Genomic DNA, 16,307 nt, shown 5'->3' on the forward strand with positions numbered 1-16,307 from the left:
CCTACAGATTGTCGGTTGCACTCAAGGCGTGTTCTGTGGTGCAATTTTGCTCCATAAATCATAGAACACAGAGCAAGTCGTGACGCCTTATGCAACCGCCATCTTAGAGTGGTATGACGGCTATGGTCGCAAAAACCTTCCATGGCAACAGAATAAAACCGCCTACAGTGTTTGGCTGTCGGAGATCATGCTCCAACAGACCCAAGTCGCTACGGTTATCCCTTATTACCAGCGTTTTTTAGCGCGCTTTCCGACGGTGACCGCGCTTGCTGATGCGCCGCAAGACGAAGTACTGCATCTATGGACCGGGCTCGGCTATTACGCCAGAGCGCGCAATTTGCACAAAGCCGCTCAAATCGTTCGTGACCAGTACCAAGGCGAGTTTCCACAACAGATTGAACAACTCAACGCCCTACCCGGCATTGGCCGCTCCACTGCGGCGGCGATTTTGTCCTCTGTGTACAAACAGCCACATGCGATCTTAGATGGCAACGTCAAACGCACCCTCGCACGCTGTTTTGCCGTAGAAGGTTGGCCGGGACAAAAACGAGTCGAAAATCAGCTCTGGTCCTTTGCCTGTGAACACACACCAAGCCGCGACGTCGACAAGTACAACCAAGCCATGATGGACATGGGCGCGATGGTCTGCACGCGCAGCAAACCCAAATGTTCACTCTGCCCTGTCTCCACCTTCTGCGCGGCCTACAAACAGGGTAATCCGCTGGATTACCCGGGCAAAAAGCCGAAGAAAGAGAAACCGGTCAAAGAGACCTGGTTTGTGATCTTGCATCACAACCAACAGGTGTGGCTCGAGCAGCGCCCACAGTCGGGCATTTGGGGCGGCTTGTACTGTTTTCCTGAACACCACAACGCTGCTATCGAACCATCACTCGACACCCGAGGCGTGCTGCCAAGCAGCATTGTCGACCAACAACCACTGATCGCGTTTCGCCACACCTTCAGTCACTATCACCTCGATATCACGCCAATTTTGGTAGACGTATCAAAGCAACCCGATAGGATAATGGAAGGCAGCAAAGGTCTTTGGTATAACTTATCCCAACCTGTAGAAGTCGGTTTGGCCGCTCCCGTGAAGCAATTGCTGGAGAGCTTACCGTCAGAACTACGCAGCATTCGATCAAAGGAGTCGTTATGAGCCGCACGGTATTTTGTGCTCGACTACAAAAAGAAGCCGATGGACTGGATTTCCAGCTCTACCCAGGCGAACTAGGTAAACGTATTTTTGACAACATCTCAAAAGAAGCATGGGCGCAGTGGCAACACAAACAAACCATGCTGATCAATGAAAAGAAGCTCAATATGATGGATCCTGAGCACCGTAAATTGATCGAAACCGAGATGGTCAACTTCCTGTTTGAAGGCAAAGAGGTCCATATCGAGGGATACACGCCACCGAGCGAATAACAGCAGCCTTTAAAGACACCCCATTAAGAGCGGGTGTCTTTTTTTTGAGAGAGATATGAAGAAGTTAGCTTACCTTGGCCCAGTTATATCCTTGAGCCTAGCCGTGGTCTTAACGGGTTGTAGCCGCGAGTTTGTTGAAAGCCTTTATGACGTCAACTACGAGCCCACCAACCGTTTCGCCAAAAATCTGGCTGAGTTGCCTGGTCAATTTGAGAAAGACACCGCCGCACTGGAGTCGCTCATATCCAGTTTCTCTGGCAACATCGAAAAACGCTGGGGCCGCGCGGAAGTCAAATTCGCCGGTAAAAGTAACTACGTCAAATACATCGACAACTATCTAAGTCGTTCAGAAGTGAACTTCGATAAAGGACTGATCACGGTTGAAACCGTCTCTCCAACCGATCCTAAAGGCCACTTAAAAAACGCCATCGTCACCACACTGCTCACGCCCGATGATCCCGCGAACGTCGATCTCTTCTCCTCTAAAGGGATCAAACTCGAAGGTCAGCCGTTTCTTTATCGCCAAGTGGTCGACCAAGACAACAAAGCGATTCAGTGGTCATGGCGCGCGAATCGCTTCGCCGATTACCTCATTGCCAATCACCTGAAAGTGAAAGATGTCGACTTCAAAAAAGCTTACTACGTTGAAATTCCAATGGTGGAAGAGCAAATTGAGATCCGCAGCTATCAGTACGCCGATATTGTCCGCCGCGCATCGAAAAAATATGACATTCCAGAAGATCTTATCTACGCTATCATTAAAACCGAAAGTAGCTTTAATCCTTATGCGGTGAGTTGGGCCAACGCGTATGGCCTGATGCAGGTCGTGCCGAAAACTGCAGGGCGCGATGTGTTTCAACTGGTGAAAAAGAAATCCGGCCAACCGACGCCGGAGTATCTCTTTAATCCTGAAAACAACATAGATACGGGTACCGCCTACTTCTACATTCTCAAAAATCGCTACTTGAAAGACGTTCGCCATCCGACATCGCTCGAATACAGCATGATTTCTGCCTACAACGGTGGCACCGGGGGCGTACTCAACACTTTTGATCGCAACGACAGGAAACGGGCGATGCGTGACCTCAATGCCCTACAGCCAAATCAGGTCTACTGGGCGCTGACGAAAAAGCATCCCAACGCAGAAGCACGTCGTTACCTAGAGAAAGTAACAAATTTTAAAAAAGCCTTTAACTCGGGGAGAACCTAATGTGCCAAAACGGCTAAATTGTCGGCACTTAACCACTTTTTTGTTTTTTTTTCCAAAAACAAGTTGACGCGAAGACGGAAAATCCGTTTAATAGCGCTCCGTCGCCCGGATAGCTCAGTCGGTAGAGCAGAGGATTGAAAATCCTCGTGTCGGTGGTTCGATTCCGCCTCCGGGCACCATATTTAAGGTGTTTGAAGTAAGACGAATGCAAAGATAATTGCTCTGCAATTATGTGTCGGTGAACTAGCCGTCCGCGTTCGACTCCATCTCCGGGCACCACAATTTGATTGTTGGTGTCTTAATAAAATATTAATACACAAGCAAAGCACAAAGAATACAGTGTGCCGACTTAGCTCAGTAGGTAGAGCAACTGACTTGTAATCAGTAGGTCACCAGTTCGATTCCGGTAGTCGGCACCATTCTTTTGCCTCGATAGCTCAGTCGGTAGAGCAGAGGATTGAAAATCCTCGTGTCGGTGGTTCGATTCCGCCTCGAGGCACCATTATTTGGTGTCATGTTTATACGCGATACACGAATAATTCCTCCTTAGCTCAGTTGGTAGAGCGACGGACTGTTAATCCGCAGGTCGCTGGTTCGAGCCCAGCAGGAGGAGCCACATCAGAGCCTCAGTCGAAAGACTGGGGCTTTTTTGTATCGACACCTTTATCGTTTCAGTACAAATATAGATTGCCTCCATCTCGCTTTTGGAGCTCCCGTGCCAAACGGTACAGCGCATATCACTCCCGGAGCAGAGAGTCAGAATCTAGGTAAGCAAGTTTAACGTTAAACACTAATCCATACGATAAGTAACAAAAAGCACGCTTTAACGCGTGCTTTTTCCTCTCTGTTATCACTCTTTGTTCTTTTCCAACCGGCTTTATACGCCAAGCGTTATGGTTCAAATCAGCAAAATGGGCAAAAACAGCCCACTAAGTATAGAAAAGCAACAAACGATATTTTTTTTGCAATTTGATGTTGACCTCAAACACGAAAAGTCTTTTAATACACCCCGTCGCCCGGATAGCTCAGTCGGTAGAGCAGAGGATTGAAAATCCTCGTGTCGGTGGTTCGATTCCGCCTCCGGGCACCACAATTTGATTGTTGGTGTCTAAGACAATTAAACATCAGCAAAGCGCAAAGAATACAGTGTGCCGACTTAGCTCAGTAGGTAGAGCAACTGACTTGTAATCAGTAGGTCACCAGTTCGATTCCGGTAGTCGGCACCATTTATTCTTTATCGCAAACGAGATAATTCCTCCTTAGCTCAGTTGGTAGAGCGACGGACTGTTAATCCGCAGGTCGCTGGTTCGAGCCCAGCAGGAGGAGCCAATATCATTAACGAGCGTAGCTTGTTAATCCGGCGCCGACTTAGCTCAGTAGGTAGAGCAACTGACTTGTAATCAGTAGGTCACCAGTTCGATTCCGGTAGTCGGCACCATTTCTTTATGAGAGCTCTGCTCATAAAGAAAAGAAACGTAAAAAGATAATTCCTCCTTAGCTCAGTTGGTAGAGCGACGGACTGTTAATCCGCAGGTCGCTGGTTCGAGCCCAGCAGGAGGAGCCACTTTTAAAGCCAAGTCGAAAGACTTGGCTTTTTTTGTGTCTCTATAAATCAAACAAAAAAGCAGCGACTCTAGGTCACTGCTCATATTCGACTTCGCGGTCGTTGGTTGAATTAGGCTTTCACGCCCTCTTGCTGATTCAGCATCGCCACTTCATTATCGAGCTCTTCTAGCTTTTTCGCCATCTGCTCGCGGCATAGCGTTGCCAATTCACGCACATTCTCTTTGCCATACCCTTCGGTAGAGACCGGTGGCAGCATTTCTACAATGACATGACCGTTGTTCCAACGATTGAGCTTCAAGCCACTGGTTGAGCTGCACACAATAGGAATGATCGGTAATTTCGCCCCCACAGCGGCGTGAAAGGCGCCGGTTTTAAATGGCAGTAAGCCACGGCCACGTGAGCGCGTTCCTTCAGGGAACATCCATACAGAGACATCGCTGCTGTTCATGCTATCGACCACTTGATCAATGGTACCTTTCGCTTTCGAGCGGTTCGCACGGTCAATCAGGATATTACCGGTCAACCAGTAAAGCTGACCAAACAGTGGCATCCACGCGAGGCTCTTCTTACCCACAGTGACCACTTTTGGTGTCACCGCCGAAGAGACAGTGAACAAATCCCAGTTGTTCTGGTGGTTGGCAATGTAGATATGTTGACCGCGTTGGTAGGCATCGTCTGGAATGCGCAGTTCTAGCTTGATACCAAACACACTCGACATTTTGCCAAACAGGCGACCAAAGGTGAAAACATGTTTAGGGTTGCGAGGGCTTAACAAGCAATAGCCGCAACCAAAAATAAACATAACAATTGCAAAAAGCGCAACAGCCAATACACGAAGTAGTGCAATCATTGTGGTTCTCCAAGAACACTATGAACTAAAAACTAGCTCGACTCTAACTGATCTCACCCTTATAAAAAAGCCGAAACTCCCGTTTCGGCTTACTATTGTCGGCAAGAGACTATGACAAGACATTAATCGCGAAAGCGCTCAATCTTGGCGCCTAGCGCTGTCAACTTGTCTTCGATTTTGTCGTAACCACGATCGATGTGGTAAATACGGTCAACAATGGTTTCGCCTTGGGCAATGCAGCCGGCGATAACCAGACTGGCGGAAGCGCGCAAATCCGTCGCCATCACTTGAGCACCGCTCAGCGAGGTCACATCACCGCAAATAACGGTATTGCCTTCGATCTCGGCTTTCGCGCCCATACGCATTAATTCAGGCACATGCATAAAGCGGTTTTCAAAGATGGTTTCCGTGATCACACCACCACCTTTCGCCATCATGTTCAGCAAAGTGAACTGCGCCTGCATGTCGGTTGGGAACCCTGGATGTGGTGCAGTGCGAATCGACACGGCTTTAAGCTCGCGCCCGGTCATATCCACGGAAATCCAATCGTCTCCCGTTTCAACCAAGGCCCCCGCCTCTTCCAGTTTCGCCAGTACCGCTTCAAGCAGGTGCGCATTGGTGTTGCGACACACCACTTTACCGCCCGATACGGCGGCAGCCACAAGGAAGGTACCCGTTTCAATGCGATCGGCCACCACAGAGTGCTGACCGCCACCTAAGCGCTCAACCCCTTCAATCATGATGGTGTCCGTACCTGCACCAGAAATTTTTGCGCCCAGCTTATTCAAAAACTCAGCCGTATCAACAATCTCTGGTTCACGCGCGGCGTTATCTAATACGGTTTTGCCATCTGCCAAGGTCGCAGCGCACATGATGGTGATGGTTGCGCCCACGCTCACTTTATCCATCACGATATGCGCGCCTTTAAGGCGACCATCGACGTGCGCTTTCACGTAACCGTCTTCTAGAGTGATCGTTGCGCCTAGTTGCTCTAAGCCGTGGATATGCAAATCCACAGGACGAGCACCTATTGCACAGCCACCCGGCAGCGAGACTTGGCCTTGACCAAAACGTGCCACCAGCGGGCCAAGCGCCCAAATCGATGCGCGCATGGTTTTCACCAAGTCATACGGCGCGCAGTACTCTGTGATGCAGCTTGGGTCGACATGAACACTGCCATTGCGCTCAACCTTAGCGCCAAGGCGCTTAAGCAGCTCCATAGTAGTATCGATGTCACGTAACTTGGGAACATTCGATACTTCAACAGGCTCCTCGGCCAAAATAGAGGCAAACAAAATCGGCAAAGCCGCGTTTTTGGCGCCTGAAATGGTGACTTCACCAACGAGAGGTTGCGTAGACCCCGTTACTCGAAACTTTTCCATGACTAAACCTTATAGTGACATCAACTTCTTATCACGAGCCCACTCTTGCGGCGTAAAGGCTTTGATAGAAACAGCGTGAATGTCATTTCTTTGGATGTATTCCATGAGAGGAGCATAAATTAGCTGCTGTTTTTTAACGCGGCTCATGCCATCAAAACACGCATCAACGGCCACCACTTCATAGTGGCTGCCCTCTCCTTTAACGTGTATTTCTTCCAGGTTTAGTGCGTTATTTAAAATCTGTTGTACTTGTGCGCTATCCACGATCCACCCCGGTATTAATTTTTAATGTGTCCAGCCAGCTCCTTGCGGATATTACTCAATTGAAAAAGGGTATTGAGTTCCACTGGTACGAAGCTGAGCATTATATGACAGTTTTGTTTTTTTGCATGCTCAATTAGGTGAATTAGCATCACCATTCCGGCAGAATCGATACGATTAACCGCTTTTAATGACCACTCTACGTTATGCGCTCGAGGTTGCCACTGCTGCAATGTGCGCCAAAGTGCAGGTACGCTGTCTCTATCCAAATGACCAGACAGTTCACAGCATTCAGCGGACAATGGCTGCCATGTCGCCCCGCTCATTACGACTTGTTCTCGTAGCGAATCGGCGTTTTCGCCAGTGTTTGCAGCTCCTGTGCGACCGCAAGAATCCCTTCTTGGCGCAGCTTGCCGCTCCACTCCGATTGCTTGCTCGACAGCATGCTGATGCCTTCTGCAATCATGTCAAAGGCACTCCACTCACCACTCGATTTGTCTTTACGCAATTTGAACTCAAGCTTGATGTTCGGTCTTGGCGAATCAATGATGTCGAGCTTCACGCCAGTAATGGTGCGGCTGTCATCCACACGACCTTCAGGTTCAAATTCAATCGTCTGGTCGGTGTATTGGGTCAGCACTTGCGCGTAAGAGGCGACAATATAAGCGCGAAAAGCGTCGATAAACACCAACACGTCCTCACGCTTCGCCCCTTTTAAATTTGGCCCTAGCAGCTTGAGCGCCGCGTATTTTTCATCCACATACGGCATCAACTCTTGTTCTACGATGAGCTTCAATCTTTCTGGCTCTTGCTGAATTTGCGCCTGCTCCGCTTTGAGACGCGCAAAGGTTTGATCCGACACCTGAACCATCATTTGATACGGGTCTTGCCTGTTGACCTCTTTTGCTCCAACCGAAACACTGGAAATAACCAATGCAAGAGTAAGCACTAACTTTCTAAACATCCTTTTCTCCTTACTCTGCCTGTTTGTCAGAGTCACTGCCAAAGCTATATAGCACTTGGCCAATCAAATCTTCCAATACCAAGGCTGACTTGGTGTCTTCAATATAATCGCCGTCCACCAGCATCTGCTCATCATCAAAGACAAATCCAGGCGTCAAACCAATATACTGTTCGCCAATCAAACCTGAGGTGAGAATTTTAAGGCTCGATGTCTCCGGAAACTGGTCGAATTGGCGGCTAATCGACAAGGTGACCACCGGCAGCAGTGACTCAGGGTTAAGCTCAATTTTCGCCACGCGTCCAATCACTACCCCGCCCACTTTCACCGGCGAACGCACCTTCAAGCTGCCGATGTTGTCAAACTCGGCTTTGAGCGTGTAAGTGTCACCAGAACCGAGTCCTTTAACGTCAGCGACTTGAAAAATCATCACTAAGATTGCGCAAATTCCGGCAAGGACAAAGCTGCCGACCCATAATTCTGTCTTTCGTGTTTGTTGCATGATTAATTCCCAAACATCAAGGCGGTGAGTACGAAGTCTAGCCCCAGTACCGCGAGTGAAGAGTGCACGACGGTGCGTGTCGTCGCTTGGCTGATCCCGGCCGAAGTCGGCACGGCATCATAGCCATTAAACAGCGCTATCCAGGTCACTGTGATAGCGAATACAAAACTTTTGATGAAGCTGTTACCTATGTCTTGACCTAACTCAACCGACGCCTGCATCGCTGACCAAAAGCTGCCATGATCAATCCCTTTCCAATCAACGCCGACCAGTTGCCCGCCCCAGATGCCGACCGCCATAAATATCATCGTCAGCAGCGGCATAGAAATCACCCCGGCCCAAAAGCGTGGCGCAATCACTCGTTTCAGCGGATCGACCGCCATCATTTCCATGCTCGATAATTGCTCGGTGGCTTTCATCAAACCGATCTCTGCGGTCAATGCTGAGCCCGCTCGCCCGGCAAACAGCAGCGCCGTCACCACAGGGCCAAGCTCTCGCAGTAGCGACAACGCCACCATCTGGCCGAGTGCGCCCTCCGCGCCAAAATCCACCAAGATAACGTAGCCCTGCAAACTCAGTACCATGCCGATAAATAGCCCCGACAAGACAATAATGATCAGCGATTGCACACCGACGCTATAAAGCTGCTTAACCAATAACGGCAAGTGTTTGACGGGCTGAGGGCGAGCGATGATCGCGCCCGCCAACATCAAACTCGAGCGACCAAAGGCACTCGCGATAGCTAAGCTGCGTTGCCCGATATGAGCGATGACATTGACCAAATCCGACATTAGGAGAAGAGCTCCTTTGCGATGGGTTGAGAGGGATAACGAAACGGCACAGGACCATCGGCCTGGCCAAGCAGAAACTGCTGCACTTGTGGATCCGGATTATCACGCAGTTGCTGCGGCGAGCCTGATGCAATCACTTGCCCATTGGCCATTAAGTACACCTTATCAGCAATGCTCATCACCTCAGGGACATCGTGTGAGACCACAATAGCGGTGATCCCAAGTGCGTGGTTAAGACTGCGAATCAGCTCCACCAGCACGCCCATGGTGATTGGATCTTGGCCAACGAAAGGCTCATCAAACATGATCAGCTCTGGGTCTAGCGCAATAGCGCGAGCCAGCGCAGCGCGGCGTGCCATCCCACCGGAGAGCTCGCTTGGCATTAACTCAGCGGCCCCGCGCAGGCCAACAGCTTCCAGCTTGAGCAGCACCAAAGTGCGAATCATGGCTTCGTCGAGTTCGGTATGTTCACGCAGCGGAAATGCCACGTTGTCAAACACGGTTAAGTCGGTAAACAGTGCGCCCGATTGAAACAGCATGCTCATCTTTTTGCGCTCTCGATAGAGCTTGTTACGACTCAGGGTAGGAATATTGTGACCGTCAAACCACACCTCACCGCTGTCTGGGTAGAGTTGACCGCCGATCAACCTGAGTAAGGTCGTTTTACCAATCCCTGATGGGCCCATAATGGCTGTGACCTTGCCTTTCGGCACGCTGAGATCGACATTGTCGAAGATCTTGCGTGTCCCTCGAGAGAAGGTAAGCTTCTGGATAGTAACCAAATCTTCTTCTGGCATAACGAACCCGTTGATATCCCTATTGATGCGCAATCATAAGCAGATTAATGACGAATTTAAAGCCACATAGCGTGAATTGTGAGTGACTCTTTCTTTATTAATTTAACGACAAAAATAATTAAATTACGAATTTCACAACAAAATGAACATGAAAATTCTCCTTTTACCGCTTCCCTTTTAAACGGCAAAGCGTCAAAATTGACGGTTAAATTCTCACGTTGTCTACTGTTTAGGGATTATCATGCTTGAAGCGATTGCGTTTCTCATCGTCGGGTTAGTGTTGCTTGTTTGGAGTGCGGACAAACTGGTGTTTGGCTCCGCCGCGCTGGCTCGAAACTTCGGTATTTCTCCGTTGGTTATCGGTATGACAATCTTGGCGATGGGCTCCTCAGCACCGGAAATGATGGTCTCGGCAACCGCCGCCCTTGAAGGTAAAACCGATACCGCGGTGGGCAACGTACTTGGCTCGAATATCGCCAACATCGCACTGATTCTCGGTATCACAGCGCTCATTAAACCTCTCTCCATCAGCTCAGCCGTCATTCGACGAGAGCTACCACTGATGGTGGGCGTTACCGTCCTAGCGGGTGTCCTGCTCTGGGATAACCATTTAGGCTTTTATGAAGGCGCACTGCTGTTTGTGCTGTTTGCTGCCTTTATTGTGGCGATGTTGCAAATAAGCCGCAGCGAAAAGCAAAAAGGCGACGCACTACTGGCAGAGCAAGAGTCTGAAGTGCCTGAAGGGGTGAGTAACCTCAAAGCGGGCATCTGGGTCGTGGTCGGTTTAATTTTGCTGCCTATCGCGGCCGACACTTTGGTCGATAACGCGGTGGTCATCGCCCAATACTTTGGCATGAGCGATCTGGTCATCGGGCTGACCATCATTGCTGTCGGCACCAGTCTTCCTGAGCTCGCCGCCTCACTGGCTGGCGTCATGAAAGGGGAAGATGACATGGCGGTCGGTAACATCATCGGCTCAAACGTATTCAATATTCTTGCGGTCATGGGCATCCCTGGCATTCTTAACCCATCCATGCTCAGCGAGTATGCGATGGGACGTGATTTTTGGGTCATGCTCGGCGTATCACTCTTATTGGTCGCGATGGCGCTGGGTAAATCACGCAGCATCAATCGATTGGAAGGTGGCGTGCTGTTTTTCTGCTTTATCGCCTACCAAACCTATCTCGTGATGAATATGGCCGCTTAACCTTTTGGAGTTTTGTATGTACGACTACCGCAGCGCCGCGCTCGAGGTGCTGAACACTGAAATTGACGCACTCAAGCAACTCGACCAATACTTCAATGACGATTTTGCCAAGGCGTGCGATCTCATTTTGAACAACCTCGATGGCAAAGTGGTCGTAATGGGGATTGGCAAATCAGGCCATATTGGCAATAAAATTGCCGCCACGCTGGCAAGCACAGGCACATCGGCGTTTTTCGTCCACCCAGGCGAAGCCGCGCATGGCGATCTCGGCATGATTGATCCCAATGATATCGTGCTGGCTATTTCAAATTCCGGCGAATCTTCAGAAATCTTAGGCCTTTTCCCAGTGCTTAAGCGCCTAAATATCAAAATCATCAGCATGACCGGCAAGCCAGAATCCAACATGGCGAAGCTGTCTGATTTGCATTTGCAAATCACGGTGCCAAAAGAAGCCTGCCCACTAGGCCTGGCGCCTACCTCAAGCACCACGGCAACGCTGGTGATGGGTGATGCACTGGCGGTTGCCATGCTCCAAGCACGCGGCTTTACCGCCGAAGATTTTGCGCTCTCCCACCCGGGCGGCGCTTTAGGTCGTAAGCTACTGCTGAAGCTGTCAGACATCATGCACACCGGTGAACAACTGCCTTTGGTGACGCCAACCACAGTGATTCGCGATGCACTCTTGGTCATCAGCGAGAAAGGGCTGGGCATGACGGCCGTGGTCGATGAAGCGAAAAAATTGGTCGGCATTTTCACCGATGGTGATTTACGTCGTATTCTCGATAAACGTATTGATATCCACACCGCGTTAATCGGAGATGTCATGACCACACACCCGACGACGGCCAGCCCGGACATTCTGGCTGCAGAAGGTCTGGCTTTGATGCAAAACAAGAGCATCAATGGCCTGATTTTATGTCAAGACCAACGCGTCGTGGGCGCACTGAATATGCACGATTTATTGAAAGCGGGAGTGATGTAATGTCTGCAATGATTGACACTCTTTACCAACCCGTGGAACCGAATCTGTTTGCGATTGCCAAACAGATTAAACTGCTTATTTGCGATGTCGATGGGGTGTTTTCTGACGGCCTGATTTACATGGGTAATCAGGGCGAAGAACTCAAAACCTTTCACACTCGCGATGGCTATGGCGTCAAGTCCTTGATGAATGCAGGCATTGAGATTGCCATTATTACTGGGCGCCGCTCTGCGATTGTCGAAAATCGCATGAAAGCACTGGGAATTACGCTAATCTATCAAGGCCAAGATGACAAACTTAAGGCATACCAAGACATTTGCGACAAGCTCAACATTGCACCTGAGCATACTGGCTACATTGGTGATGATTTGATTGATTGGCCAGTTATGGATAAAGTCGCGCTCAAAGTGTGCGTGGCGGATGGTCACCCATTGTTGGCTCAGCGCGCCAATTATGTCACGGCTATTCGTGGCGGACATGGCGCCGTGCGTGAGGTGTGCGACCTGATCCTCCAAGCACGCGATGAACTGGATACTCACAAAGGTTTGAGTATATGACACTAACCCGTATTGGCTATCTACTCTTGCTACTTGTTGTCGCCATCAGTGCTTACACTCTGATCAACAAGCAGCAAAGTTATGATATTCAAGTTGATCCGGACACAGAACTGCCTATGTTCAGTGGCCAAGGCTTAGAAAACACCTCATACAATGAACAAGGGGTTCGCAGCTATGTGATCACGTCTGCTCATTTGGATCACTTCGCGCAAAGCGGCGACACCGTTTTTCAAAGCCCTGTGCTAAAAGTCTATCGTGACGGCACAGTGCAAGAGTGGGAAGTCACCGCAAAACGTGGTGTCCTCACCAAAGATCATGTGTTGACTCTGTATGAAGACGTTCTGACCACCAACTTATTGCCAGATTCTGGCTTTGACACTCTGTCCACTGACACCATGAGTATTCAATTGGACAATCGAGATTTTTGGGCTGACAACCAAGTCACTTTAGTCGGCCCGCAGTTTGAAACAGTAGGGCAAGCCATGAAAGGCAACTTTGCAGATAACAACGCAACCCTCTACAAACACGTACAAGGTAGATATGAAACTCTCACACCTTAGTCTGATTTCCTGCTTGTTACTGACAAGCAACGCCATGGCCCTCTCAACCGACCGAGATCAGCCCGTATACATTGACTCTGACAGTCAACAGCTCGATATGCAGAGTAACCAAGTCACCTTCCTCGGCGATGTGAAGCTCAAGCAAGGCAGTATCAACATCAACGCCGACAAAGTGGTAGTGACTCGAGATCCTGCCGATGGTTCCATTCAAGAGATTGAAGGGTATGGGGATTTAGCGACGTTTTCCCAGTTGACCGACGATGGTAAAACCCTTTACGGTGAAGCGAAAGAGCTCTACTACAAGATGAGCGATGATCAACTGACGATGATTGACCAAGCGATGCTATCTCAAGACGACAGCGTGATTCGCGGCAGCAAAATTCGCTATAAAATCTCTTCACAGAAGTTGATTGCAGACGGCAAAGAGAAAGGCGACCGCGTGTCGACGGTTCTTCAGCCACAAACGGTACAAGAGTAACGAGCTAAAACGTCGCGATCACTCGCGAAAGCATCACTAAAGCGAAACGTAGCTATTTCGATACGTAACTATATCGATACGTAACTACAGCGATACGAAACCATAGCGACACAAAAAATTATGGCGATATTAAAAGCGCAAAACTTAGCGAAAACCTACGGCAATCGAACCGTCGTGACTGACGTCAGCCTGCAAGTCGAATCGGGCCAAATCGTCGGGTTGCTCGGCCCGAACGGCGCGGGTAAAACCACCTCCTTCTACATGATTGTGGGGTTAGTGGCTCGTGACGAAGGCTCCATCAGCATTGATGGCAACGACATCAGTATTTTGCCAATGCACAGCCGCTCTCGCATGGGCATTGGTTACCTGCCTCAAGAAGCGTCGATTTTTCGTAAGTTGTCGGTCGAGGACAACATCATGGCGGTACTCGAGACACGTGAAGAGTTGACCCGTGAGCAGCGCCAAGACCGCTTGGAAGATTTACTTGAAGAATTCCACATTCAGCACATTCGACACAGTGCGGGTATGGCATTATCAGGGGGAGAACGTCGCCGAGTTGAAATCGCGCGAGCATTAGCGGCCAATCCACAGTTCATTTTGTTGGATGAACCCTTTGCTGGGGTCGACCCCATTTCCGTTATCGACATCAAGAAAATCATTGAACACCTCAGGGATAGAGGTCTCGGTGTCTTGATCACTGACCACAACGTTCGCGAAACACTGGATGTGTGTGAAAAGGCATACATCGTTAGCCAAGGCCATCTGATTGCAGAGGGCACACCGAGCGAAGTGTTGAACAACGAGCAGGTGAAACAAGTTTATCTTGGTGAACAATTCCGTCTATGATTACAGTAAGTAACAGAGATAATAATAGGACGAACAAGAAAGTTCTCCAGCATTAAGGCAAGCATTACTGAATGAAACCCTCATTACAACTCAAGCTAGGACAGCAGTTAGCCATGACGCCACAATTGCAACAAGCGATTCGCTTATTGCAGTTGTCGACCTTGGATCTTCAACAAGAAATTCAGGAAGCATTAGACTCCAACCCACTACTCGAAGTGGAAGAGGCCAATGACGAGGTAAACGTTGAAGAAAAAAACCGTACTGAGGAAAAAGAGAGCCGCAACGAGGCGTCAAACTCGGATTCTGCAGAACCTGAATTTTCCGAGGTCGAGACCCAAGACAGCTCCGAAATGATTGAAAAGTCGGAGATCAGTAATGAGCTTGAAATCGATACTACATGGGATGATGTCTACAGCGCTAACACCGGCAGCACCGGGTTAGCCGTTGATGATGACATGCCGGTTTATCAGGGTGAAACCACCCAATCTCTCCAAGATTACTTGGTGTGGCAACTGGATCTGACCCCGTTTAGCGACACTGATCGCACCATAGCACTCACGCTCATTGATGCCATTGATGACTACGGCTACCTTACCGTTTCACCGCAAGATATTCTCGACAGCTTCGACAATGAAGAGATCGAAATCGAAGAGATTGAAGCGGTGCGTAAACGCATCCAGCAATTTGACCCACTCGGCGTCGGCTCTGTGAACTTGCAAGATTGCTTGCTGCTGCAACTGGCGACCTTCCCTGAAGAGACCCCCTGGCTTGCGGAAGCGAAAAAGGTGCTGACCGATCATATTGATCAATTAGGTAACCGCGACTACAAACTGATCATTAAAGAGACTAAGCTCAAAGAAGCCGAGCTCAAAGAGACCTTAGCACTGATTCAACAGTTAGATCCTCGCCCTGGTAGCCGGATCGCTGAAGATCACGCCGAGTACGTTATCCCTGATGTGTCGGTGTACAAAGATCATGGCAAATGGGTGGTGACCATCAATCCCGACTCTGTGCCACGTTTGAAAGTCAACCAACAGTACGCGGCGCTCGGTAAAGGCAACAGTGCCGATAGCCAGTACATTCGCACCAATTTGCAAGAGGCGAAATGGCTGATCAAAAGCTTAGAAAGTAGAAATGAGACGCTACTCAAAGTTGCAAAATGTATTGTTGAACATCAACACGATTTCTTTGAGTATGGCGAAGAAGCCATGAAGCCGATGGTATTGAACGACGTCGCATTAGCGGTTGATATGCACGAGTCCACCATCTCACGGGTTACCACACAAAAGTATATGCATACCCCTCGTGGCATTTTTGAGTTGAAATATTTCTTCTCTAGCCATGTCAGCACCGACAATGGCGGAGAGTGCTCATCCACTGCAATCCGAGCACTCATTAAGAAGCTGGTCGCTGCCGAAAACAGCGCCAAACCTCTTAGTGACAGTAAGATTGCAGCACTACTCGCTGACCAAGGAATTCAGGTCGCAAGGCGGACAATAGCTAAGTACCGTGAATCTCTAGGGATCGCCCCGTCGAGTCAGCGTAAACGCCTGCTATAAGGCCAACAACCGAGAAGGAAAGTCTATGCAAATTAATATTACCGGTCATCACGTCGAGCTCACCGATGCAATGCAAGACTACGTAAACGAAAAGTTTCAAAAGCTAGAGCGGTTCTTCGATCACATCAACAACGTCCATGTGGTACTTCGAGTTGAAAAAGTCCGTCAGATCGCTGAAGCTACCCTTCACGTAAACCAAGGCGACATTCACGCCTCTTCAGACGAAGAAAACATGTACGCGGCGATCGATTCGTTGGTCGATAAACTCGTGCGTCAATTGAACAAGCACAAAGAAAAGCTAAATACCCACTAAGTCCATAACCATGCAACTACGCGAAATCCTTACACTGGACTGCACGAAAAGTGCAGTTCA

At 49.3% G+C, this 16,307-nt stretch carries 19 protein-coding genes and 9 tRNA genes; 20 read left to right on the forward strand and 8 right to left on the reverse strand.

What is annotated here, in order from left to right:
* Positions 1–79 precede the first annotated feature (79 nt).
* From mutY to AC6R0R_RS18295, 12 genes are all read left to right on the forward strand, one after another.
* On the forward strand, positions 80–1,156 hold the full coding sequence (mutY, locus tag AC6R0R_RS18240) for an A/G-specific adenine glycosylase (RefSeq protein WP_500627763.1): 1,077 nt from the start codon (positions 80–82) through the stop codon (positions 1,154–1,156).
* On the forward strand, positions 1,153–1,425 hold the full coding sequence (locus AC6R0R_RS18245) for an oxidative damage protection protein (RefSeq protein ID WP_138971437.1): 273 nt from the start codon (positions 1,153–1,155) through the stop codon (positions 1,423–1,425). The genes mutY and AC6R0R_RS18245 overlap by 4 nt, the downstream gene beginning before the upstream one ends.
* Before the next feature lie 55 nt (positions 1,426–1,480).
* Complete coding sequence (gene mltC / locus AC6R0R_RS18250) at positions 1,481–2,635, forward strand: membrane-bound lytic murein transglycosylase MltC (RefSeq protein ID WP_500627764.1); 1,155 nt, start codon at positions 1,481–1,483, stop codon at positions 2,633–2,635.
* Positions 2,636–2,738: 103 nt separating this feature from the next.
* Positions 2,739–2,814 (forward strand) — tRNA-Phe (locus AC6R0R_RS18255).
* Positions 2,815–2,978: 164 nt separating this feature from the next.
* Positions 2,979–3,054, forward strand: a tRNA-Thr gene (locus tag AC6R0R_RS18260).
* A 7-nt stretch (positions 3,055–3,061) separates the two neighbouring features.
* A tRNA-Phe gene (locus tag AC6R0R_RS18265) sits at positions 3,062–3,137 on the forward strand.
* A 38-nt stretch (positions 3,138–3,175) separates the two neighbouring features.
* Positions 3,176–3,251: transfer RNA gene (locus AC6R0R_RS18270), tRNA-Asn, on the forward strand.
* A 398-nt stretch (positions 3,252–3,649) separates the two neighbouring features.
* Positions 3,650–3,725, forward strand: a tRNA-Phe gene (locus AC6R0R_RS18275).
* Between the two features lie 60 nt (positions 3,726–3,785).
* Positions 3,786–3,861 (forward strand) — tRNA-Thr (locus tag AC6R0R_RS18280).
* Positions 3,862–3,888: 27 nt separating this feature from the next.
* Positions 3,889–3,964: transfer RNA gene (locus tag AC6R0R_RS18285), tRNA-Asn, on the forward strand.
* Between the two features lie 33 nt (positions 3,965–3,997).
* Positions 3,998–4,073, forward strand: a tRNA-Thr gene (locus AC6R0R_RS18290).
* 50 nt (positions 4,074–4,123) lie between these two features.
* A tRNA-Asn gene (locus AC6R0R_RS18295) sits at positions 4,124–4,199 on the forward strand.
* A gap of 111 nt (positions 4,200–4,310) precedes the next feature.
* On the opposite strand, the gene AC6R0R_RS18300 is transcribed toward AC6R0R_RS18295, so the two are convergent.
* From AC6R0R_RS18300 to mlaF, 8 genes are all read right to left on the reverse strand, one after another.
* On the reverse strand, positions 4,311–5,051 hold the full coding sequence (locus tag AC6R0R_RS18300; RefSeq protein WP_487903521.1) for a 1-acylglycerol-3-phosphate O-acyltransferase: 741 nt from the start codon (positions 5,049–5,051) through the stop codon (positions 4,311–4,313).
* 122 nt (positions 5,052–5,173) lie between these two features.
* Positions 5,174–6,433, reverse strand: coding sequence for a UDP-N-acetylglucosamine 1-carboxyvinyltransferase (murA, locus tag AC6R0R_RS18305; protein ID WP_500627765.1), 1,260 nt, complete (start codon positions 6,431–6,433; stop codon positions 5,174–5,176).
* A gap of 9 nt (positions 6,434–6,442) precedes the next feature.
* Positions 6,443–6,697 carry a BolA family iron metabolism protein IbaG gene (gene ibaG, locus AC6R0R_RS18310; protein ID WP_487903523.1) on the reverse strand — a complete coding sequence of 85 codons (255 nt, stop codon included), beginning with the start codon at positions 6,695–6,697 and terminating at the stop codon, positions 6,443–6,445.
* Between the two features lie 14 nt (positions 6,698–6,711).
* The gene (locus tag AC6R0R_RS18315) at positions 6,712–7,020 is read right to left on the reverse strand and encodes an STAS domain-containing protein (protein ID WP_500627766.1); all 309 of its coding nucleotides are present in this window, start codon (positions 7,018–7,020) and stop codon (positions 6,712–6,714) included.
* On the reverse strand, positions 7,020–7,658 hold the full coding sequence (locus tag AC6R0R_RS18320) for an ABC transporter substrate-binding protein (protein ID WP_500627767.1): 639 nt from the start codon (positions 7,656–7,658) through the stop codon (positions 7,020–7,022). The genes AC6R0R_RS18315 and AC6R0R_RS18320 overlap by 1 nt, the downstream gene beginning before the upstream one ends.
* A gap of 10 nt (positions 7,659–7,668) precedes the next feature.
* Positions 7,669–8,157: an outer membrane lipid asymmetry maintenance protein MlaD gene (gene mlaD / locus AC6R0R_RS18325; protein WP_334553477.1), complete on the reverse strand. Its 489-nt coding sequence runs from the start codon at positions 8,155–8,157 to the stop codon at positions 7,669–7,671.
* Between the two features lie 2 nt (positions 8,158–8,159).
* Positions 8,160–8,948: a lipid asymmetry maintenance ABC transporter permease subunit MlaE gene (mlaE, locus tag AC6R0R_RS18330; protein WP_334553475.1), complete on the reverse strand. Its 789-nt coding sequence runs from the start codon at positions 8,946–8,948 to the stop codon at positions 8,160–8,162.
* The gene (gene mlaF, locus AC6R0R_RS18335; RefSeq protein WP_334553473.1) at positions 8,948–9,745 is read right to left on the reverse strand and encodes a phospholipid ABC transporter ATP-binding protein MlaF; all 798 of its coding nucleotides are present in this window, start codon (positions 9,743–9,745) and stop codon (positions 8,948–8,950) included. The genes mlaE and mlaF overlap by 1 nt, the downstream gene beginning before the upstream one ends.
* Before the next feature lie 241 nt (positions 9,746–9,986).
* On the opposite strand from mlaF, the gene AC6R0R_RS18340 reads away from it, so the two are divergent.
* From AC6R0R_RS18340 to hpf, 8 genes are all read left to right on the forward strand, one after another.
* The gene (locus tag AC6R0R_RS18340; protein ID WP_500627768.1) at positions 9,987–10,952 is read left to right on the forward strand and encodes a calcium/sodium antiporter; all 966 of its coding nucleotides are present in this window, start codon (positions 9,987–9,989) and stop codon (positions 10,950–10,952) included.
* A 16-nt stretch (positions 10,953–10,968) separates the two neighbouring features.
* Positions 10,969–11,934 (forward strand): KpsF/GutQ family sugar-phosphate isomerase, encoded by a 966-nt coding sequence (locus AC6R0R_RS18345; RefSeq protein ID WP_500627769.1) that lies wholly within the window; start codon positions 10,969–10,971, stop codon positions 11,932–11,934.
* The gene (gene kdsC, locus AC6R0R_RS18350; protein WP_500627770.1) at positions 11,934–12,491 is read left to right on the forward strand and encodes a 3-deoxy-manno-octulosonate-8-phosphatase KdsC; all 558 of its coding nucleotides are present in this window, start codon (positions 11,934–11,936) and stop codon (positions 12,489–12,491) included. Before AC6R0R_RS18345 ends, kdsC begins: the two co-directional genes overlap by 1 nt.
* Complete coding sequence (gene lptC / locus AC6R0R_RS18355) at positions 12,488–13,051, forward strand: LPS export ABC transporter periplasmic protein LptC (RefSeq protein WP_500627771.1); 564 nt, start codon at positions 12,488–12,490, stop codon at positions 13,049–13,051. The genes kdsC and lptC overlap by 4 nt, the downstream gene beginning before the upstream one ends.
* Positions 13,032–13,529, forward strand: coding sequence for a lipopolysaccharide transport periplasmic protein LptA (gene lptA / locus AC6R0R_RS18360; protein WP_500627772.1), 498 nt, complete (start codon positions 13,032–13,034; stop codon positions 13,527–13,529). Before lptC ends, lptA begins: the two co-directional genes overlap by 20 nt.
* A gap of 120 nt (positions 13,530–13,649) precedes the next feature.
* The gene (lptB, locus tag AC6R0R_RS18365; RefSeq protein WP_500627773.1) at positions 13,650–14,375 is read left to right on the forward strand and encodes an LPS export ABC transporter ATP-binding protein; all 726 of its coding nucleotides are present in this window, start codon (positions 13,650–13,652) and stop codon (positions 14,373–14,375) included.
* Between the two features lie 71 nt (positions 14,376–14,446).
* Complete coding sequence (locus AC6R0R_RS18370) at positions 14,447–15,934, forward strand: RNA polymerase factor sigma-54 (RefSeq protein ID WP_500627774.1); 1,488 nt, start codon at positions 14,447–14,449, stop codon at positions 15,932–15,934.
* A 25-nt stretch (positions 15,935–15,959) separates the two neighbouring features.
* Entirely contained in the window at positions 15,960–16,247 is a 288-nt protein-coding gene (hpf, locus tag AC6R0R_RS18375; RefSeq protein ID WP_334553461.1) for a ribosome hibernation promoting factor, read from the forward strand.
* The last annotated feature ends 60 nt before the right edge of the window (positions 16,248–16,307 follow it).

The organism is Vibrio sp. R12-SW3-ISO1, assembly GCF_059834005.1.

What these genes read in the sequence shown, in the direction of transcription:
- AC6R0R_RS18245 (WP_138971437.1), top strand. Translation starts at nt 1,153, where the DNA reads ATGAGCCGCACGGTATTTTGTGCTCGACTACAAAAAGAAGCCGATGGA.
- mltC (WP_500627764.1), top strand. Translation starts at nt 1,481, where the DNA reads ATGAAGAAGTTAGCTTACCTTGGCCCAGTTATATCCTTGAGCCTAGCC.
- AC6R0R_RS18300 (WP_487903521.1), bottom strand. Translation starts at nt 5,051, where the DNA reads ATGATTGCACTACTTCGTGTATTGGCTGTTGCGCTTTTTGCAATTGTT.
- murA (WP_500627765.1), bottom strand. Translation starts at nt 6,433, where the DNA reads ATGGAAAAGTTTCGAGTAACGGGGTCTACGCAACCTCTCGTTGGTGAA.
- AC6R0R_RS18315 (WP_500627766.1), bottom strand. Translation starts at nt 7,020, where the DNA reads ATGAGCGGGGCGACATGGCAGCCATTGTCCGCTGAATGCTGTGAACTG.
- AC6R0R_RS18320 (WP_500627767.1), bottom strand. Translation starts at nt 7,658, where the DNA reads ATGTTTAGAAAGTTAGTGCTTACTCTTGCATTGGTTATTTCCAGTGTT.
- mlaD (WP_334553477.1), bottom strand. Translation starts at nt 8,157, where the DNA reads ATGCAACAAACACGAAAGACAGAATTATGGGTCGGCAGCTTTGTCCTT.
- mlaE (WP_334553475.1), bottom strand. Translation starts at nt 8,948, where the DNA reads ATGTCGGATTTGGTCAATGTCATCGCTCATATCGGGCAACGCAGCTTA.
- mlaF (WP_334553473.1), bottom strand. Translation starts at nt 9,745, where the DNA reads ATGCCAGAAGAAGATTTGGTTACTATCCAGAAGCTTACCTTCTCTCGA.
- AC6R0R_RS18340 (WP_500627768.1), top strand. Translation starts at nt 9,987, where the DNA reads ATGCTTGAAGCGATTGCGTTTCTCATCGTCGGGTTAGTGTTGCTTGTT.
- AC6R0R_RS18345 (WP_500627769.1), top strand. Translation starts at nt 10,969, where the DNA reads ATGTACGACTACCGCAGCGCCGCGCTCGAGGTGCTGAACACTGAAATT.
- kdsC (WP_500627770.1), top strand. Translation starts at nt 11,934, where the DNA reads ATGTCTGCAATGATTGACACTCTTTACCAACCCGTGGAACCGAATCTG.
- lptC (WP_500627771.1), top strand. Translation starts at nt 12,488, where the DNA reads ATGACACTAACCCGTATTGGCTATCTACTCTTGCTACTTGTTGTCGCC.
- lptA (WP_500627772.1), top strand. Translation starts at nt 13,032, where the DNA reads ATGAAACTCTCACACCTTAGTCTGATTTCCTGCTTGTTACTGACAAGC.
- lptB (WP_500627773.1), top strand. Translation starts at nt 13,650, where the DNA reads ATGGCGATATTAAAAGCGCAAAACTTAGCGAAAACCTACGGCAATCGA.
- AC6R0R_RS18370 (WP_500627774.1), top strand. Translation starts at nt 14,447, where the DNA reads ATGAAACCCTCATTACAACTCAAGCTAGGACAGCAGTTAGCCATGACG.
- hpf (WP_334553461.1), top strand. Translation starts at nt 15,960, where the DNA reads ATGCAAATTAATATTACCGGTCATCACGTCGAGCTCACCGATGCAATG.